Source organism: Martinezella sp. CNPSo 3890 (assembly GCF_057784455.1).
Genome location: NZ_JBXSOR010000008.1, coordinates 1 through 17,046, shown reverse-complemented (window position 1 = coordinate 17,046; position 17,046 = coordinate 1). Strand labels below are relative to the sequence as shown.

At 59.6% G+C, this 17,046-nt stretch carries 17 protein-coding genes; 12 read left to right on the top strand and 5 right to left on the bottom strand.

Translation table 11 applies throughout. The annotated features are described in order from the left end of the window. Positions 1–43 precede the first annotated feature (43 nt). Entirely contained in the window at positions 44–1,870 is a 1,827-nt protein-coding gene (locus AC13RC_RS19080) for an ABC transporter ATP-binding protein (protein WP_488558100.1), read from the bottom strand. Beyond that, positions 1,867–1,995, bottom strand: a complete 129-nt coding sequence (locus AC13RC_RS19075) for a hypothetical protein (RefSeq protein WP_488558099.1) — start codon at positions 1,993–1,995, stop codon at positions 1,867–1,869. The genes AC13RC_RS19080 and AC13RC_RS19075 overlap by 4 nt, the downstream gene beginning before the upstream one ends. 317 nt (positions 1,996–2,312) lie before the next feature. Here AC13RC_RS19075 and AC13RC_RS19070 point away from each other — a divergent pair, with 317 nt between their 5' ends. From AC13RC_RS19070 to AC13RC_RS19055, 4 genes are all read left to right on the top strand, one after another. After that, positions 2,313–3,005 (top strand): GntR family transcriptional regulator, encoded by a 693-nt coding sequence (locus AC13RC_RS19070; protein WP_113329310.1) that lies wholly within the window; start codon positions 2,313–2,315, stop codon positions 3,003–3,005. Positions 3,006–3,237: 232 nt separating this feature from the next. Then, positions 3,238–4,461: an MFS transporter gene (locus AC13RC_RS19065; RefSeq protein WP_488558098.1), complete on the top strand. Its 1,224-nt coding sequence runs from the start codon at positions 3,238–3,240 to the stop codon at positions 4,459–4,461. A gap of 262 nt (positions 4,462–4,723) precedes the next feature. Then, positions 4,724–5,401 carry a FadR/GntR family transcriptional regulator gene (locus tag AC13RC_RS19060; RefSeq protein WP_488558097.1) on the top strand — a complete coding sequence of 226 codons (678 nt, stop codon included), beginning with the start codon at positions 4,724–4,726 and terminating at the stop codon, positions 5,399–5,401. Further along, positions 5,398–6,669, top strand: a complete 1,272-nt coding sequence (locus AC13RC_RS19055) for a CynX/NimT family MFS transporter (RefSeq protein WP_113329307.1) — start codon at positions 5,398–5,400, stop codon at positions 6,667–6,669. The genes AC13RC_RS19060 and AC13RC_RS19055 overlap by 4 nt, the downstream gene beginning before the upstream one ends. 177 nt (positions 6,670–6,846) lie before the next feature. Here AC13RC_RS19055 and AC13RC_RS19050 read toward each other — a convergent pair whose 3' ends face one another. The 3 genes from AC13RC_RS19050 to AC13RC_RS19040 all read right to left on the bottom strand — a co-directional run bounded on the left by AC13RC_RS19050 (position 6,847) and on the right by AC13RC_RS19040 (position 9,080). Next, a complete protein-coding gene (locus AC13RC_RS19050; RefSeq protein ID WP_113350882.1) occupies positions 6,847–7,320 on the bottom strand; it encodes a Ros/MucR family transcriptional regulator in 474 nt (157 codons plus the stop codon). A gap of 265 nt (positions 7,321–7,585) precedes the next feature. Beyond that, positions 7,586–8,005 carry an NUDIX hydrolase gene (locus tag AC13RC_RS19045; protein ID WP_113389509.1) on the bottom strand — a complete coding sequence of 140 codons (420 nt, stop codon included), beginning with the start codon at positions 8,003–8,005 and terminating at the stop codon, positions 7,586–7,588. Between the two features lie 91 nt (positions 8,006–8,096). Further along, positions 8,097–9,080 (bottom strand): alpha/beta hydrolase family protein, encoded by a 984-nt coding sequence (locus AC13RC_RS19040; protein WP_488558096.1) that lies wholly within the window; start codon positions 9,078–9,080, stop codon positions 8,097–8,099. Between the two features lie 179 nt (positions 9,081–9,259). On the opposite strand from AC13RC_RS19040, the gene AC13RC_RS19035 reads away from it, so the two are divergent. The 8 genes from AC13RC_RS19035 to AC13RC_RS19000 all read left to right on the top strand — a co-directional run. Next, positions 9,260–9,586, top strand: coding sequence for a PadR family transcriptional regulator (locus AC13RC_RS19035; RefSeq protein WP_092707768.1), 327 nt, complete (start codon positions 9,260–9,262; stop codon positions 9,584–9,586). Continuing rightward, positions 9,583–10,155: a DUF1700 domain-containing protein gene (locus tag AC13RC_RS19030; RefSeq protein ID WP_183808688.1), complete on the top strand. Its 573-nt coding sequence runs from the start codon at positions 9,583–9,585 to the stop codon at positions 10,153–10,155. The genes AC13RC_RS19035 and AC13RC_RS19030 overlap by 4 nt, the downstream gene beginning before the upstream one ends. A gap of 33 nt (positions 10,156–10,188) precedes the next feature. Beyond that, positions 10,189–10,896 (top strand): GIN domain-containing protein, encoded by a 708-nt coding sequence (locus AC13RC_RS19025; RefSeq protein WP_113329301.1) that lies wholly within the window; start codon positions 10,189–10,191, stop codon positions 10,894–10,896. Positions 10,897–11,028: 132 nt separating this feature from the next. Next, entirely contained in the window at positions 11,029–11,550 is a 522-nt protein-coding gene (hpaR, locus tag AC13RC_RS19020) for a homoprotocatechuate degradation operon regulator HpaR (protein ID WP_488558271.1), read from the top strand. A 96-nt stretch (positions 11,551–11,646) separates the two neighbouring features. Beyond that, positions 11,647–12,633 carry a helix-turn-helix domain-containing protein gene (locus tag AC13RC_RS19015; protein ID WP_113350887.1) on the top strand — a complete coding sequence of 329 codons (987 nt, stop codon included), beginning with the start codon at positions 11,647–11,649 and terminating at the stop codon, positions 12,631–12,633. Positions 12,634–12,736: 103 nt separating this feature from the next. Continuing rightward, the gene (locus AC13RC_RS19010; protein WP_488558095.1) at positions 12,737–14,143 is read left to right on the top strand and encodes an aldehyde dehydrogenase family protein; all 1,407 of its coding nucleotides are present in this window, start codon (positions 12,737–12,739) and stop codon (positions 14,141–14,143) included. 3 nt (positions 14,144–14,146) lie between these two features. Continuing rightward, complete coding sequence (locus AC13RC_RS19005; protein ID WP_488558094.1) at positions 14,147–15,742, top strand: GMC family oxidoreductase; 1,596 nt, start codon at positions 14,147–14,149, stop codon at positions 15,740–15,742. Between the two features lie 59 nt (positions 15,743–15,801). Next, on the top strand, positions 15,802–17,046 hold a 1,245-nt coding region (locus AC13RC_RS19000; RefSeq protein ID WP_488558093.1), incomplete at its 3' end, for an ABC transporter substrate-binding protein.

The following is a 17,046-nucleotide window of genomic DNA, read 5'->3' as shown; positions in this document are numbered from 1 at the left end:
GAACCTGTTTCCTCTTCAGATCGATGCGGTGGTTGGTGGTCGTTCAGGCGCTCTTGGCGATGAAGTGGCCTGAGGTGATTTCCTCGTGAGCCAGGATCGGCGGTTCGTCGCCGACGCGGCGGACGGGATTGGGGATCTCGCCCTCCAGCAGGGCGGTTCTGCGCTCCTGCGTCGGATCGGCGATCGGAACGGCCGAGAGAAGGCGCTGCGTATAGGCATGCATCGGTGTTTCGAAGACTTGGCGGCGACTGCCGATTTCCATGATCTGGCCGAGATAGAGGACGGCGACGCGATGGCTGATCTTTTCCACTACGGCCATGTCATGGCTGATGAATAGATAGGCGAGCCCGCGTTCCGCCTGGAGATCCATCAAGAGGTTGATGATCTGGGCCTGGATCGACACGTCGAGAGCGGATAGCGCTTCGTCGGCGATGATGAGCTTGGGATCGGAGGCCAGGGCACGGGCGATGCAGACGCGCTGGCGCTGCCCGCCGGAAAACTCGTGCGGATAGCGATCGGCATGAGCCGGCGTCAAGCCGACGCGCTCAAGAAGTTCGTCCACTCGGCGGCGAACCTCCTTCGATCCGGATATGATGCCATGGGTGTTGATCGGCTCTGCAATCGAGAAACCCACCGTCTTGCGCGGATCGAGCGAGGCGAAGGGGTCCTGGAAAATATACTGCACGTCGCGCCGCAGGCGGAATCGCTCCAGCGCCGACATGGCGGCAAAACTCTTGCCGTTGAAGGTGATTTCGCCGGAGCGCGCTTTCTGCAGTTGCTGGATGGTGCGGCCGATCGTCGACTTGCCGGAGCCGGACTCGCCAACGAGGGCCAGGGTTTCACCGGGATGAATATCGAAAGCGACCTTCTGGACGGCACTGCAGCGATGCGTGACCTGGCCGAATATATTCTTCTTGATATCGAAGCGCACGAAGAGGTCGCGCACGGACAGGAGCGGCTGCTGGTCGTAGCGGGCAGTATTCTGGACCCGTTCCTCACCGACAATCTTCGGCTCGCCGCCGTCGAGGACGGTCAGCGGCATGCGCTTTGGAAAATCCTGACCGGTCATGCTGCCAAGCTTCGGCACTGCGGCGAGAAGCGCCTTCGTATAAGGGTGCCTGGGATTGGCGAATATCTCGCGAACTGGGCCCTCCTCGACCTTCTTGCCCTTCCACATGACAACGACATCGTCGGCCATTTCGGCCACCACGCCCATGTCATGGGTGATGAAGATCATGCCCATGCCGAGATCCTTTTGCAGGTCCCGCATGATGTTGAGGATCTGCGCCTGGATCGTCACGTCAAGGGCAGTCGTCGGCTCGTCGGCGATCAGCAGCTTCGGGCGGCAGGCAAGCGCCATGGCGATCATCACGCGCTGGCGCATGCCGCCGGAAAGCTGATGCGGATAGCGGTTCAACAGTGCCTGCGCATCCGGCAGACGCACCATCTCCAGCAGGCGCTGTGCTTCCGCCATTGCGGCGGACTTGCCGATCTTCTCGTGAAGGAGAAGGACCTCGCAGATCTGGTCGCCGATGGTGAAGACAGGGTTGAGCGAGGTCATCGGCTCCTGGAAGATCATGGCGATCTCCTTGCCGCGAACTGCGCGCATCTCCTTCTGCGAGAGTTTGAGCAGGTTCTTGCCGTTGAAGAGGATGCTGCCAGTCTCGAAGCGCGCGCCCATCATATCGGCAAGCCGCATGACCGAAAGCGAAGTCACGGATTTACCGGAGCCGGATTCGCCGACAACTGCGAGCGTTCGCCCCGGCTCGACCGAAAAGGAAAGTCCTTCGACGACGCGATTTTCGCCGAACCGCACAGTCAGATCCGCTACAGACAGAAGCGGTTTGTTGTCGCCTGTAGCAGCCGTCATGCGCTTACCTCGATATTGGGCAGGTCGTTCATTGCATCGGAGACGATTGCCGTGTCACACTTTGCGTCGATGATGCAGGTGCGCTCACCGGGATCGCCGCCACAGCCGGATAGTAGCATGCTCATGCGGACACCCGTTGCGGCCTGGCAAAGGCTGGCGATGTTTTTCTACAAAACAGGCGTCTTATGAACATCTGTATCCGCGTTCCCATTATATTTGTTAGGCATGAGATAGCATCAAACAACAATCTGGTCTATATTGTTCAACAATTTTCGTGTTGCCAATCAAAAATGGGGACAAACCTGCATAAAATCGTCCAGCGGACTTGCCGTTGGGGTGGTGCGACTGCTGCAGACAAGCATGAGAACGCTGTACGCTTCTCAGCAAACGCCTGATATGGCCGGACATCGAAGACGATTGAGTGCAGGCGCCGGGAGAGCAAATGAAGCAGACAAATCTTGCGAGCATCGAGCCGACATCGGTTGCTGAGGCGGGGCAGACGCTGGCGGAACTGACAGCTGCCCGCATTCGCGAGCGCGTGATCAGCGGTATGCTATCGCCGGGTAGCCACCTGTCCGAAGCAGCTCTTTGCGAGGAGCTACAGGTCTCGCGCAACACGCTGCGCGAAGTCTTCCGGCTGCTGACGAAAGAGGGCGTGCTGCGTCACGAAGCCAATCGCGGCGTCTTCGTGTCCACGCCGAGCATCTCCACGATCATGGATATCTTCCATATTCGCCGCCTGATCGAGTGTTCGGCGCTTGCCAACGCGCATCACCGCCATCCAAGCGTCGACAAGATGCGTGCTGCCATCGAGGCTGCCGTGCAGCATCGCGATCGTGGCGAATGGCTGGAGGTCGGCAGCGCTGATATCGCCTTTCATGCCGCGATCGTCGAGCTTGCTGATAGTCCTCGGCTTTCAGCCTTCTATGCGCAGATCTCGCTTGAACTGCGCCTCGTCTTCGGGCTGATCCGCGATCCCGAATATCTGCATGCTCCCTATGTCGGCCAAAACGCGACCATTCTTGCGCATCTGGAGGAGGGGGCGCCGGCGAGTGCTGCCGACGCGCTGGAGAAATATCTGTTCCAGGCCGAACGCTTCATTCTGGCAGCCTATTCGAGAGCAATGCCGGGCTGAGTCCGGTTACTATAATTGATATGATGAATGGTGTGGACAATCTCTGCGAGATGGGTCCAAGCTCCATGTAACCATTTGCCTCCCGATCCGCTTTGATCGAAGGATATGCAACACCCCGGACGTAGGCCTGAGGTCCATCGGACAGCAGAATTCGCTTTTGCTGCAATCGATCAGGGCGTCCTGCCGATCAACCGGCAAACTCGTTTCGACAACCATTAAGACGGATGGGGCTATGGACGCGCAATCCCCGACGACCTCCAGCAGGGCCCCGGCGATCCGGCAGGTATGGGTTTCGCCGCTGTATCGCGGTGCGACGCTTGCGCTGTTTCTCTCCGGGCTTGCAACATCCGCCTCGCTGCCGCAGATCGTTCTTTTCCTCGTCAAGGAACTTGGGGCGTCCTTGCCAATGGCGGGGCTCTATTATCTCACCGGTCTCACCGCACCGATTGCCGGCTATCTTGTTGGCAGCTATTCCGACAGAACTGGAAGGCGTCTTAGTCTTTTTCGGCTTTGTGCCGTTGCCGGCGCTGTTGGTTGGGCGGGGATCGCCCTTTCGACGCAACCATGGATGCCGTTCGTGATCGGCACCGTCATTCTGGGTTTTTCCGGATCTGCCACTTCGCAGCTCTTCACCGCCATCCATGACGATCTCAAAGTCAAGGGTGCCGGTGCGAATGACAGCGTCGTGGCCATCATCCGCATGGCTTTGACCGCGGGCTGGGTCATCGGGCCGTTTCTTGGCGCCTGGTTTGCTGTCGAAATCGGGCTTCGCGCCATGTTGTGGGGAACGGCGATCTGTTTCTTCGCGCAGATCCTGCCGCTCGGAACACTACATGCGCTTGTTGGTCCGGGGCAGCGAGCCGACAAGAAGACCGATGCCGTTGGTCACGTCGACTGGTCCGAGATGCTGCCGCTGCTGGCCTTTACAGGTCTCTACGTCCTCGTCTATGCCGGCGAGCCGATCAAATACGGATTCCTGCTGCTCTATATGCAGGACCAGCTCAAGCTTGATCCCTCTATTCAGGGCTCGGTGATAGGAACGCAGCCATTCATCGAACTCATCCTCATGCCCTTCAGTGTCGTGCTGGCGCGACGGATCGGCATCTTATGGATGATGTGTGTCGCCGCGATTTGCGGCGTCATGGCCAACCTCTGTTTTGCGGCCTGGCCGACGGCCATGGGCATGTTTGCCGGCCAGATGCTGATGGGCGGAGTCTGGGGCCTCTACATGGTCCTCGGACTGATCGTTGCTCAAAGATTGCTCCCGAATGCAGTCGCGACGGCTTCGGCGATCTTCATGAGCTCCTCGGCGCTCGCCAGCGCCCTTGGCGGCGGTGTAGGAGGTGTCGGCGTTACGTATCTGGGGCTTCCGAACGTTTTCTACCTCCCGGCGGCATTCTCCCTGGTAGCGGCGATCGGCCTGGCGGCCATGGCTCGTTCGGGCGCCATCAAATAGGGATTTCATGCCATAGGACAGGCATTATTTCATTCCGAGAAGCTCCAGCCAGCGTCAAATCTGCTGCAAGCCCTTCGCCATGATTTCGGGTGCTCTACCAGATCCCGGATCCGCCTATGACTTGCATCCCCGCTTTCGGTTTCGCCATCGCCGCCACATCGCCGTAGCCAACCGATTGTTCGCCTTGCTGAAAATACGATTGACTGAAGACGATCGATTGACTAAGTGATAAAGTCATCCGATGACTTGATGAAATCCAATCATGCGCGCTCTGACCAAAACGACGCTTGCAGATACGGCCGTGGAGGCAATTCGCAGCGAGATTACCGGCCGTCGCTGGCTCGTTGGCGAAAAGCTGCCCAACGAGGCCTCCCTCTCGTCCATGCTGTCTGTGAGCCGCGGCACGGTTCGTGAGGCGGTGAGGGTCCTGGTATCCCAGGGCTATCTCGAGACGCGGCAAGGATCCGGGACCTATGTCCGGTCGAACACAGATGTTGGTCGGCCACTGGACATGGCACGCCGCGCCGGATTGAGAGACCAGTTCGAGGCCCGGCTTGCGCTGGAGGTCGAGGCAGCAAGGCTTGCAGCCTTACGTCATTCCCCTGAAGCCGTTTCGCAATTGCGCGCCTTGCTGGTTGCTCGCGGCAACTATGCCGGCGGCGACAAGGCGGCGTTCGTCGAGCGTGATCTTGCCTTCCACAAGGCTGTCGTCGCGGCCTCGCAGAACAGGGCGATGATCGAAATCTACGAGTTCTTCTCCCTCTCGATTGCCGAGACCATCGAGGCGACGCTCGGCGAGGATATCCCCGAGCCGGATATGCAGGCGCATATCGCTATCGTCGACGCCATCGAAACCGGCAGCCCCGAAGCGGCCGATAGAGCTGTGCGCCGCTTCATGGCCCCTATCGTCGCTACACTTGATCGGTTGCTTATGTCATGACCATGTCCTCGCAAAATCTCGCCTCCGTCGAATTGATCGATGCCGAGGCTGATGAAGTTCCCGCACCGCTGCCGCATGGAGGCAAGTCGCCGATCGGCAGGTTTTTGCTGGGTGCGAGCCTTGTGCTCATCGCTTTCAATCTGCGGCCGGTTTTTTCCAGCGCATCGGCGCTCTTGCCGGAGATACGGACCGGTCTTGGCCTCTCTGCCTTCGGCACCAGTATTCTTACGACCTTGCCCGTCATTTGCATGGGGCTGTTTTCACCGCTTGCGCCAAGGCTGGCGCAGCGCGTGGGGACCGAGCGCGTCCTGCTCGGTGTCATTCTCCTGCTCGCGCTGGGCACGGCGCTGCGAGGCTTTTCTTCGATTTCGCTGCTGTTCTTGGGCACCGCATTGGCCGGCGCCTGCATTGCTATCGGCAATGTCCTGTTGCCGGGCGTGGTCAAGCGCGATTTTCCCGATAAGGCGGCGCTTATGACGGGTTGCTATACGATGGCGCTATGCGCGGGAGCTGCAAGTGCGGCCGGCTTCACGCTTCCCGTCGAGCATGCTCTCGGCGGTTCGCTTGGCGGCGCGCTGGCCGTCTGGGCCTTGCCTGCCTTTGCCGTCGGACTTCTCTGGCTGCCGCAGGTAATCGGTGCGCGCAGCCAGGCGCGGCGCGCCGGCTTTCGTGTTACCGGTTTGTGGAGCGACCGCATCGCCTGGCAGGTAACGCTTTTCATGGGACTGCAATCGGCGCTCGCCTATTGCGTCTTTGGTTGGCTGGTGCCCATTCTGCGTGAACGTGGTCTCGACGGCGTGACGGCCGGCGTCATCGTATCTGCCTCGGTCATGGTACAGGCGGCCGCCTGCTTGGTGGCGCCTCATATCGCCGTCAAGGGTAGAGATCAGCGCGCGATCAATGTCATCCTCTGCACAATTGCCGTCGTCGCCTTGCTGGGGCTGCTCTTTGCTCCGCTCTGGACGGTCTGGTTCTGGGCCGTGCTTCAGGGCATCGGGCAGGGCGGATTGATCGCGGTGGCGCTGACTGTCATCGTATTGCGATCGCCCGATGCGCATGTTGCCGCGCATCTCTCCGGCATGGCGCAATTCGTGGGTTACCTGCTTGCTGCGATCGGTCCGCTCGTGGTCGGCATGATCCATGGTTGGACTGGAAGCTTCGCATGGAGCTCCGTCCTATTCCTGCTGCTTGGCCTCGGTGCTGCGATCAACGGTTGGTTCGCCGGCCGCGCCATCACGGTCAATGCCAGGACGATCGAAACGTCCTAACGGCCGCGAGCGGATCGCATCCAGGCCGGCGAGCGAAATCATGAGGTGCCAGCCCACTGCCAAGGGGCGGTCCTGAATTTATGCCCCAGCCCGTGATCAATTTTGTTCATGCAAAAAGCAAACCGCCCGTTCGAAAAACGGGCGGCATGGTTATGGTGCGTGACGAAACGATCCGGATTAGCCGGCCTTCCGTTGGCGCCGTGGTGGTTCGACCGCCGGAGGAATGTCGCTCAGGTTTTTCGTATGGCCCAGGAGAGCCTGCTTTGCCAACGTCGATCTTGTGGCTGCATAGGACGCCGAGACCATCGGATAATCCGCGGGCAAGCCCCATTTCCTTCGATATTCTTCGGGCGTCAGACCGTATTTGCTGTTCAGGTGCCGTTTGAGCGACTTGTATTTTCCGCCGTCTTCGAGGCAGATCAGATAGTCGTCTGTTATGGATTTTTTGATCGGCACGGCCGGCTTCAGCAGCTTTTCCACCGCCGTCGTTGTTGAGGCGGCCTGCTGAGAGCCTGTCAGTGCAGAATAAGTCTCCGTGATGAGCCTGGGTAAGTCTTCCGGCGTTGTCGCATTGCGAAGTACGTAGGCAGAGACAATCTTGCTCGTGAGCTCAATATACCTTTCATGGCTGGCAGTATTTTCCCTTTTCATTTTCGGCCTCACGCAATGTTTTTTATTTATGTATCCAATGTTGTTTTTGCTTTCAATAAAAATTGACGTGACTTTGGATATTCTTTGTCCTTGGTTTATTTTCATAGTAAATATCAGGAGATGGAAGTTTAGAACTGTTATATTCTCATTTTACCACAATATTCAGATTGCGCGCCTTCAGGAGATGCGAGGTGCCGGCGTTCAAATATCTGTTTGCCAAGAACGGTGCGGGGCCTGCCGGCTTTCGCCTTGCCTGGGTTGGATGTCAGTCACATCGTGGATATGACTGTTGCCGGTGGAATGGCAGGACATGATGTTCGGTCAGCGGCGCCATGGTGATATCTCCCGGATCTTGGGGTGATACCCAGCGGATCTCTTCGATCTCTGCCGCTGCCGTGATTGCCGTATCGCCCACATGCAGCCGGAATATATCTGCAACGACGGTATGGTCTGGCTCGTTGGCAGCTGGCGCCTGGAAACCGCCAAGAAAAATCAGATCCTTAGCCTCCGCGGTAAGCCCCAGCTCTTCGAAGAGTTCCCTGATGAGCGCCGTTTCCGGCGTCTCCTGTGGCTCCATCTTGCCGCCGGGTTGCATGAAGGCATCGGTACCGCGCTTGCGCACGAGCAATGTCTTCCCGTCCGGGCGCAACACCAGAGCCGCCGCAATGCGTATCGTTTTCGTCATGTCTTGATCCGATCGGATTCGCGGACGAGTTTCAACACTGATAATGTCTGCGCATAATTCGACGGCGTTCGACACGCGGACACCTTCGCTGTTACGGTTTCATCAGGTGCTGGCGGAAAAATGCGACGACCGCGGCGTTGAACTGCCTATGAAACGCGATGCGATCGAACCCCGGCGCGTCGATGCAGGCATCGGACGATGGGTGTATTTCCGGGCAGGGCGTCAGAAACGACAAATGCACGGCATTGGGGACGATCCGAAAATCAGGCTTTTCCGGCAATAGGCGCGCAAGCGTCGCGACATTTTCGGGAGATGCTCCACCACCCCCTCCAAGTTCCGAGCCCCAAAGCTGAAGCGGAACTCTGACATCTTTCATGCTGTCCACAGTCTGGAAGACGATGCTCAGCGGGTCAGCTACAACGACTGCCTTGATACGGGGGTCGTGGGTCAATGATTGTGGTAGCGGTTGTCGCCGCGGAGGCTGAGCATGGTCCGCTGGCGGGCAGCCGGCTGCTTTTGGATCTGAACAGCGTGGAGGCAGCTTGGTAAAATCCGGATTGGCTCCCGCAACGACGAGACCGGTATATCCGCCCTGGGAAAATCCGTAGAAGCCGATCCGCTGCGGATCGATCCTCGCAGCATCGGGGGAGGCACCAAGCATGAAATCGACGATCCGCTTGATATCGGCAGGTCGCTCGATCAATACGCCAAGACCGTTTGCCCGGCTCATGTCGGCATGATTGGCGTGCGGATGATTGATGGCGACGACAATGAAGCCAGCGTCGGCAAGCGCTTCTGCGGTATCGTGATGGCCGAGATACCAGCCGCCATAGCCGTGCGAGATGATGATGAGCGGCAGCTCCTCGCCTGCAATTGGACAATCCGGCGTTGCCGGTATTGCGAGAGCACCGATCTTCACTTCTGTCGGAGGGGTAGCGCAAGGAGACCATATGGCGGCGTCGATCGCCGGGTTATCCGTATCTCCGGAGATGCGAATGAATTTCAAACCTGCCGCATATCCCGATGATGCAGCGAGAAAGAGTGCAGTCGCGAGAGCAAGGCGAAAGCGGATCATTGCAACTGCTCCATTTAACCACAGTATAGGCTGCGCAATGGCTGAGACGGCAAGGTGTGCCGGTCCGTAGTAGGCCAGACGACCACGCGAGGACGCTGCATGCCGGCTGCGAAAAACCATCCAGCTACCTTGCATAAACAGATAGCTTGTTATATTCGTTCTGTAAAGCTGAGGCGTTCATGACTGACTCGATCCAAGTTCAATTGCGGAAGGGCGTGCTCGATCTTTGCGTCCTGGCCGTGCTCTCGCGGGGCGAAAGCTACGGCTATGAAATTGCGAGTACGCTGGTTGCTGCGGTCGGCATGGGCGAAGGAACGATCTATCCGCTGATGCGCAGGATGCAGAATGACGGACTGGTTGCGACCCGCATCGTCGAGTCGAGCAACGGGCCGCCGCGTAAATATTATCGGCTCACGCCGCTGGGGCGCTCGATTTTTGAAGCGCATCGTCGCGACTGGCGCTCGCTAGCAGGCTCCGTCGACAAGCTACTCGAGGATTTGCCGTGACCAGGGAAGCCTTTTTGCGCACGCTGAGATTGGGACTTGCAGGCCTGCCGCCTCACGAGGTCGATGATATCGTGGCCGACTATGCCGCCCATTTTTCCGAATCCGAGGCCTCTGGCCGAAGCGAGGAGGAGGTTTCCGCCGCTCTCGGCGATCCGGCCAGGATTGCGCGAGAGCTGCGTGCGGATGTCGGACTGCGCCGCTTCGAGGCGCATTGGAGCGTGCCGAACCTGTTGGCTGCCATGATGGCGCTGGCCGGCCTTGCCATCGTCGATATCTTCTTCCTGCTGCCTTTGCTGTTTGCGGCGATATTCGTCACGCTCGGCCTTGCGATCGCATTGGTGGCCGTCGGCGCCGTTGGCCTGAAGATCATCGTCACGACCGTGTTGTTCCATATCGGCCTGCCTTCCGTCGGCATGCTGGCCCGCCTGCTTGTCGGTGCCGGGCTGGTGAGCTGCTTCGTGGGTGGCGGCGCTTTGCTGCTGATGGGTTTGAGTTTGGGTATCCGCATGCTCGGGCAATATGCCCGCCTGCATTTCCGCCTGGCGCAAGTGGACGAAGGTCGAGCTTGAGCGCCGGACTGCACATCGTTGGAGGAAAAGACAATGAACGGGAAGCTGGCGACTGTCGCGACGACCGGACTGATTTGTGCATTCGTCTTTCTTGCGCTCGGCATCGGACTTTCCGGGCCGGATTGGGCAAACGCAGCGCATTGGTGGGGTGGCATGCAATCCAGCTGCGGATCTGCGGCTTCCGGCCGGCAGCAGGTTATCCTGCCTTTCAGCTCCAGTGGCAGCCTGACGATCGATATCCCGGCCTCCGTTCATTATCAGCCGGGCGGAAAGGCGGAGGCCGTCATCACCGGCGATCCCGCACTTCTCGATCATGTGCGGCTCGAGGGCGGGAGGCTGAGCATGGATTGCAATCCGGGTTGGTCCAACTCCAAATTCGATGTCAGCCTGTCGGGGCCGCTCGTCACTGATTGGAGGGTGCGGGGCAGCGGCGATCTCGCTCTGTCGCAGCTCGATCAGGCAGATCTGCGCCTGAGGATCTCCGGAAGCGGCAGCGTCACGGCCACGGGAAGCGCACGCTCGGTCGATCTGGATGTATCGGGTTCGGGCACTGCACGTCTCAAGGACCTGGCCGCTCAATCCGTGAAGATCAGAATTCATGGCAGCGGCGATGCGGAAGTCGCCGCTGCGGCGGATGCAGACATCTCGATCAGCGGAAGCGGCAATATCGAACTCTACGGACATCCGGTGCTGCGGCGTTCCGAAATCAGAGGCAGCGGCCGCCTGGTACAGGTGCCGTAGTCCATTGCGAGAAAGCGCGCCGCGCGGCGACGATCCTTGCCGTCGGCTTTGATCGATATCATGCGATCGCCTTGCTTTGAATGATTCTCATGTTAATCAGTGAGGGCCGTAATCGAAGCGAACATGCAAAAGATGCAAAACAGAACAGACAGTGGCGTGAGGCCGCGCCCCGAATCTGAAACCGCAGCAAAACAAGCTAAGCGGCCGCTGCGCGATCGCCGCCGCTCGCTGGCGATCGGACTTCTGCGTGCCCGTGAAGCGGTCATGAGCCATTTCCGGCCGATCCTGGCGGCGCATGACGTAACCGAGCAGCAGTGGCGTGTCATTCGCATTCTCTATGAAGGCGGCCAGCTTGACGCGACCGAATTGGCCGACAAGGCATCCATTCTAGCGCCAAGCCTCACGCGCATGATCCGCTCGCTTGAGGAGCGCGGCTTCATCACCAAGCACAAGGATGATGCCGACGGACGCAGAGTATTGCTGCAGATCACCCCGGCAGGGCAGGCGATCGTCGAGGACGTCATGCCGGAAAGCCAGAAAGTCTATGCCGATATCGATGCCCGTTTCGGCGAGGAGCGGGTGGAGAAGCTCCTCGATATGCTGGAGGAGCTTGCCTCGCTGAAATTGGAGAACGGCCCGGCCGGCGAGGAATGAGGCCTCTTCGATTTTGTTAATGTGTTAAGTATTTGATTGACGCGTCAGGAGATCTGTAGCAGTCTTCCGCGGTGCTGACACTGTTGGGAGGCGGAGTTGGACCTGCTACAAAATCGCAGCCTGGTCGACCGGACCTGGTCGCCGACGCCCTACGACCAGTGGGTTGACGATCTTCAGAGCATTTGCGGCAACTTCAATCCGCACACGGTGCAGCGCGGTGACAGTGTCATAGGCACAGCCAGCCGCATCGACGTCTGCGGCATGGAATTCGCCCATGTTTCCAATGATCTCGACTATGTTCATCGCGATTGGGATGACATTCGCCGCGACGCCAATGAGCACCTGTTCCTGATCCTGCAGCTGGAAGGCGTCTGCGGCGTCGAGCATTCCGGCCAGCAGAACATCCTCGATGTCGGCGAATGCATTCTTGTCGACTCCACGCGACCGACAACTTTCTATTTCCGCGGGCACTTTTCCAATCACCTGTCGCTGCATCTGCCCCGGCAGCTGATGTATTCCGAGAGCAAGATCGATTTTGATATTGCGCGCAAGCTCGAGGCGAGCGATCCGATGGCAATGATGCTGCGTGCATTGATCGCCAAGATGATGACCACGCCGGATAATGAAGCAGCTTCGCCCTATCTTCGCCAGCTGATGTTCGACACGACCCGCCAGGCATTCCTCTCCACAGGCGCCCAGACGGCAAGCCTGAATTCCCTGCATGAAAGTGCCAGCAAGCGCATGCAGATGGTCGATATCCTCATCGACAAGCATCTGACCGATAGCGACCTCAGCGCCAAATGGCTGGCGACACGGCTCGGCATTTCGATCCGTACCCTGCAGCAGGATTTTCAGGGCATGGGCATGACCTGCACGACGGTCATTCGGGACAAGCGGCTGCGCTTTGCGCGCGAAAAGATCGAGCAGCTCAAGGAGCAGCGCAACCCGACGACGATAGCCGAAGTCGCCTATTCGGCCGGGTTCAATGACATTTCCTATTTCAATCGCAGCTTCAAGGAGCTGTTCGATTGTGCGCCGAGCGAGCTGCTGCGCGCCGCAGAGCCGGCCCATAGATCGGACTGAACCGCGGGGCTGCGCTTCAGTCCAAGACGAGGCGCGTTTCTCCCCAAGACGGATGTTGGGGCAAAAGCCATAGTCCTCCCGAAAGTCACGGGAGGAAAATGTCGTGAAGCAGTACACCCTGCTTATCGGTGGCGAGCCTGTTGCCACGTCCCATCATGCGCCGGTAAAAAACCCATCGAATGGCGACGTGGTCGGCTTTATGCCGCTTGCCGGCGAAGCGGATCTCGATCGCGCCGTTGCCGCGGCCGCGCAAGCCTTCAAGGGCTGGTCGCAGGTATCGAGCGGGGAACGTGCGGCGGCCTGCCATGCCGTTGCGGAAAAGATCAGCGAGCACGCCGAGGAGCTGGCCCAGCTGCTCACACGCGAACAGGGCAAGCCGCTCAATGGTCTCGGCTCTCGCTTCGAGATCGGTGGCGCGCTGGCATGGACGCGCCATACTGCCGAGCTGGATCTGCCAATCGAGATCCTGCAGGACGATAATGAAGGCCGCGTCGAGCTGCATCGCAAGCCGATCGGAGTCGTCGGTTCGATCACGCCCTGGAACTGGCCCGTGATGATCGCGTGCTGGCATATCGTGCCAGCCGTCCGTGCAGGCAACACCGTCGTCATCAAGCCGTCGCCCCTGACGCCGCTGTCGACCATCCGTCTCGTCGAAATCATGAATGAGGTTCTCCCACCCGGCGTCGTCAACGTCGTCACCGGCGAAAACAGCATTGGTGCCGCCCTTTCCGCCCATCCCGGCATCGCCAAGATGACCTTCACCGGCTCGACGGAAACGGGCAAGAAGGTCATGGCGTCTGCGGTTGCGACCCTCAAACGCCTCACGCTGGAACTCGGCGGCAACGATGCCGGCGTCGTTTTACCTGATGCCGATCCGAAGGCCATTATCGAAGGCCTTTTCTGGGGCGCCTTCATCAACAACGGCCAGACCTGCGCGGCGCTGAAGCGTCTCTACGTGCATGACAGCATCTATGAGGAAGTGTGCCGTGGTCTTGCGGACTACGCTTCCAAGATCGCCGTCGGCGACGGGCTGGACGAGGCAAGCATTCTCGGCCCCGTGCAGAACGAGATGCAGTTCAACAAGGTGCGCGAACTGGTCGAGGATGCGCGCGCCAATGGCGGGCGCATCCTGACCGGCGGCGCACCGATGGATCGCCCGGGCTATTTCTATCCAATCACGCTCGTCGCCGATGTAGATCATGGCGTGCGCCTGGTCGATGAGGAGCAGTTCGGTCCGGCCCTGCCGATCATCCGCTACAGCGACATCGACGAAGTGGTTGCTCGCGCCAACCAGAATCCTGCCGGGCTTGGCGGCTCCGTCTGGTCCTCCGATGTCGAGAAGGCGAAGCGCTACGCGATACAGCTCGAATGCGGCTCGGTCTGGATCAACAAGCATGGCACGATCCAGCCGAACGCACCTTTCGGCGGCATCAAGCAGTCCGGCATCGGCGTCGAGTTCGGCGCGGAAGGGCTGAAGGAATTCACCACGATCCAGACCGTATTGAGCTGAGCCATGACGACTTACGACTATATCATTGTCGGTGGCGGTTCTTCGGGTTGCGTGCTGGCAAATCGGCTTTCAGAAAATCCGGCGCATAAGGTGCTGCTGATCGAGTCCGGCCGCCGGGATTCCGACCCATGGATCCACATTCCTGCGACCTTCTTCAAGGTGCTGGGCAAGGGCATTGACATCCATCCCTATGCCTCGAACCCCGACAAGGGCCTGAACGGGCGTCCGAGCGTCGTGCCGCAGGGCAATGTGCTCGGCGGCGGCAGCTCCGTGAATGCGATGATCTATATTCGCGGTCATCGCAACGACTACGATACCTGGTCGCAGATGGGCTGCCAGGGCTGGTCCTACGAGGATGTGCTGCCGGCCTTCCGTTCTCTGGAAAATAATGAGCGGCTGAACGGCCAGTACCATGGGAAAAAGGGCGGTCTGCGTGTCTCGGACCCGCGCCATCGCCATCCATTGAGCGAGGCTTTCATCAAGGCGGCGACCGAAATCGGCATTCCGCATAATGACGATTTCAACGGTGCGGATCAGGCCGGTGTCGGCTTCTATCAGAGCACCACCTATGGCGGTCGTCGCTGGAGCTCGGCCCAGGCTTTTTTGCGCGAGGCGGAGAAGCGGCCGAACCTGACCGTGCTGACGGAGCGCAAGGTCGGCCGTATCCTGTTCGAAGGGCAGAAGGCCGTCGGTGTCGAGCTGCTCGATGGCACAGTCTTCAGGACATCCCGCGAGATCGCGCTGACCGCCGGTGCTATTGCAACACCGAAGATCCTCCAGCTGTCCGGCGTCGGCGACGGCGCGCATCTTTCCTCGCTGGGCATCAAGGTCGTTGCCGATCTGCCGGGTGTCGGTGCCAATTATCAGGATCATCTCGAGGTGCCGGTGCAAGGCGAGACGCGTGAGCCGATCTCGATCCTCGGCCATGACAAGGGGCTGCGGGCCGCCGGCCATATGCTGCGCTATCTGACTTCGCATCGCGGCCTGCTGTCGTCCAATGTCGTCGAATGCGGCGGTTTCATCGATACGTCAGGCACCGGCCAGCCGGATGTGCAGTTCCACGTCCTGCCTGTTTTGATCGGTTTCGTCGATCGTGATCCGGAACCAGGCCACGGCTTGAGTATCGGCCCATGCTATCTGCGGCCGCGCTCGCGCGGTTGGATACGATTGAAAAGCGCCGATCCGACCGAGCAGACGGATTTCAATGCCAACCTGCTTTCCGATCCGGTCGACCTTGAAACCCTGGTGCGCGGTGTGGAAACGGCGATCCGCATCCTCGACGCGCCGGCGCTTGCCAGGCTGGTCAAGCGCCGCGTGCTGCCGAAGCCGGGCGTCGAGAAAGATCCCGAAGCGCTCCGCGATTACATTCGCCAGTCCTGCAAGACCGTGTTCCATCCGGCGGGAACGGCCCGCATGGGCCGGACGGACGATCGCATGGCCGTCGTCGGGCCGGATCTGAAGGTCCGTGGGATCGAGGGTCTGCGCGTTTGCGACGCCTCCATCATGCCGACACTGGTATCCGGCAACACCAATGCACCGACGATGATGATCGCGGCCAAGGCTGCGGCTTTCATGACTGGAAAGGCGATTTCCGGCTGAGCCGGACGTCGGGGAAGAAAAGAGCCCGTGGGGAGCGGGACAACAAACTGGAGGAGACAATGCCTATCAATCTAAGAGGGCTGGCAATCGGCCTTTTGCTGACGCTCGCATCGGCATTCAGCGCGCATGCGGCCGCATCCTGCGGCGACAACACCGGCAAGCCGGCAACCGGCAAACCGATCATCATCGGCGCCATTACCGGCAAGACCGGGCCGGATGATTTTTCCAACTCCACCAAGGCGGCAAAGGCCTATTTCGACTGCCTGAATGCCAATGGCGGCATCAAGGGCCGGCCGGTCAAATATCTGATCGAGGACGATCAGTGGAATCCGGAAATCGCCGCGCAGCTCGCCGCCAAGCTCGTCAACGACGAGAAGGCCGTGCTGATGGTCGGCAATTCCAGTTATGTCGAGTGCGGAGCCAATGCCGATTTCTACAAGAAGTCGGGCATCCTTGTCGTCGCCGGCGTCGGCGTGCCGCGTGAATGCTATTTTGCTGAGAATTATGCGCCGACCAATGCCGGGCCGCGCGTCTCGATGCTCGGCGCCATGGGCTATGCGCTCGACAAGCTGAATGCGAAGTCCGTCGTCTGTATCGGTCCGAACATTCCGAATGTCGGCACCTGGTCCTGTGATGGCGTGATGCTGCTTGCCAAGGAGAAAGGTTTTGCCGCGCAGACGATCCTGATGGATCCGGGCTCTGCCGATGCCACATCGATCATCCTGCAGGCGGCTGCAAGCAAGCCGGATGTCATCGTGCTCGGCCTGTCGAAGGGCGTGGCCGTGCCGCTGCTGACGGCTGCCGAAGAGCAGGGGCTCAACCAGACGATCACCTTCCTCAGCGCGGCCTCGGCCTATGATCTCTCGGTTCCGGCTACCATTGGTTCGGGTTGGGACGACAAGTTCTATGTCAACATGGAATTCAACGATCTGAACGCGCAGACGCCGGATAATCAGAACTGGCTCGCCGTCATGGATCGGTACGGCCAGAAGTCCGATCCGCGCGATACCTTTTCTCAGGCTGGCTACCTCGCAGCTCGCATCGCCGAAAAGGCACTGATGACGCTTGACCCTGCCACGATCGACCGCGAGACGGCTTCTGCCGCCGTACGCGAGATCAAGGACTTCAGGAGCGATATCTTCTGCGCTCCCTGGTATTTCGGTGATGGCCAGCCGCGCCACAATGCCAATTCGACGACACGCATGGCGGTCGCCGAGGGTGGAAAGTGGAAAGTCGTTTCCGATTGCGCCCCATCGCCCGATCCGGAGCTGAAGGACGTGCGTGCTTTTGAAGAGTCCGCCGGT